General features: G+C 26.3%; 3 protein-coding genes. 1 reads left to right on the top strand and 2 read right to left on the bottom strand.

Annotation, left to right across the window (positions count from 1 at the left end; genetic code table 11):
- Nucleotides 1–234: TasA family protein (locus AC1DJR_RS28395; RefSeq protein WP_477004089.1), on the top strand; the 234-nt coding region annotated here is incomplete at its 5' end.
- 371 nt (nucleotides 235–605) lie between these two features.
- On the opposite strand, the gene AC1DJR_RS28390 is transcribed toward AC1DJR_RS28395, so the two are convergent.
- Nucleotides 606–860: a SunI/YnzG family protein gene (locus AC1DJR_RS28390; protein ID WP_033728921.1), complete on the bottom strand. Its 255-nt coding sequence runs from the start codon at nucleotides 858–860 to the stop codon at nucleotides 606–608.
- A 500-nt stretch (nucleotides 861–1,360) separates the two neighbouring features.
- Nucleotides 1,361–1,507, bottom strand: coding sequence for a hypothetical protein (locus tag AC1DJR_RS28385; protein ID WP_002144117.1), 147 nt, complete (start codon nucleotides 1,505–1,507; stop codon nucleotides 1,361–1,363).
- Nucleotides 1,508–1,856: the final 349 nt, after the last annotated feature.

Here is a 1,856-nt window from a genome sequence, read left to right as displayed (position 1 = left end):
GTATACGAGACAACCCTTGCAGAACTAAAATCACAAAGCCCAGAGATTGCCTCCAAAAAAGTATTTCATTCTAAGTGGACTGAAACAGGAGGATTAAAACCTGGGAAAATGGATTGGTTTTGGATTAAGTTTATATTTGAAGACAACGGAACAGATCAAAACGTGTTCCAAGGAGATAGTATTGCTCTAAAAATGGAATTCCAAGCCAATCAAACAGATGGACAAGAAAGATAAAGTATTTATATTCAGGATTAATTTATATCTTTTGTTATTTATGAAGAATTGAATTTTAACTTCACATTTAATTAGTATTTGCTATTTTTACAAAGTACCCACTTTGGTGTCTTAGTTTAAAAAAGTACCCATTTTCTTGTCTCGATATATGGACAAGAAAATGGGTACTAAATGAAATGTATCTGTAGATAATTCAGCATTTTACACTTTAAAATCAGTTCCTACTTTCATGACTTTTTACAAACGACATGAATCTCTAAACTATTTCGAGAAGAAAGTACAAAATTTATTTACTGTCTATTTATCAACGTTTGTTAATGAGATTTTAGTTTAGACTTACATGCCGTTCTACACTTCTTATTAGAACTGTATTACTCAATATTAATTTCTTCTAAGATTATAGATGGATTAACAACAAATATAATGAAGTTTAAGTTTGTAGTATGTACTAGTATTCTATTCTTCGAGGAAGATGGAGTTCCAATATAAACAACATGATCGAGCTTATTATAAGGAACGTCATTCGTAGATATAGTAATTATATCTTTTAAAGGGATGGTAATCTCTGCTGATTGCCATGCAATCATTATACTATCTTGGGACTTTGTTATGCTAATTATTGACATTTTATATCAATCCTTTATTAATTTTAGATAAATAATTAACCAATTACCTAAATTATTTTAAATTAAACCATCTATCATGATATAAGGATTTTAAGAATTTGTGCTTATATATGCAAAATTACATGTACAAACTCCTTATTTTCATAAAAATACACTATATTAAAAACGATTTGACTACTATTAATCAATTTCGTTTCTTTTCAATTTAACAGTAATTAATTGAAAAAAAGCTGCTATTCTATTAGCGAATCAAATAAGGCATAAATTGATGAAAACAAAATCTTTGTAGACAATAGTGTGGGATTTTTTGACACATCTGCTCAATGAAAATAAAAAAGACCATTGTATTTTATAAAAGTTACAATAGTCTTTTTTAAAATCTTATATCATCATATTTGATATTTATTATTTCTCTTTTCCTTTTTCCTCAATAATAAATTTTGAAACTAATTTCGATAAAGCTTCTACTTTTTATTTTGTTAGATTGATTCGATATCTCCTCAATTGATACTTAAGCCTATTATTACATTTATACCTTCTACTTTAAGAGTCTTACTTAGATTATCAATAAATATAGCATAAATGGAAAATAAGATACCCATAATTCCACCAGTAAGCCCTAATATGTATTCTGTTGTTCTTCTCAAGATTAACACTCCTTAAAATACAATATTATTCTATTAAAAGTAAAATACAAATCAGTTACTTTTATAGCTATATTGATTTATAATTTTATGAACGAAAAAAGCACTCTTTCGAGTGCTTTTTCTAATACTGCATAAAAAATTATGCTTTTCCACTCTTAAAACATATTGTAAATAAAGTATACTAACTATCTCAATTGAAATTATATAAAGGTATAAAAATGTAATTTTATTTAAACAAATCTATTTTTAAACGACAAAGAAATTTTATATGAGTTAGTTTAAGCTAGCCTCTTTCTAAAATTTTATCGAGGTATTTATCTAGAGATTTATCGAGGTATTTATCTAGAGA

It is taken from the genome of Bacillus sp. 05T31 (assembly GCF_056396725.1).
This window is presented reverse-complemented; position numbering and strand designations above follow the sequence as displayed.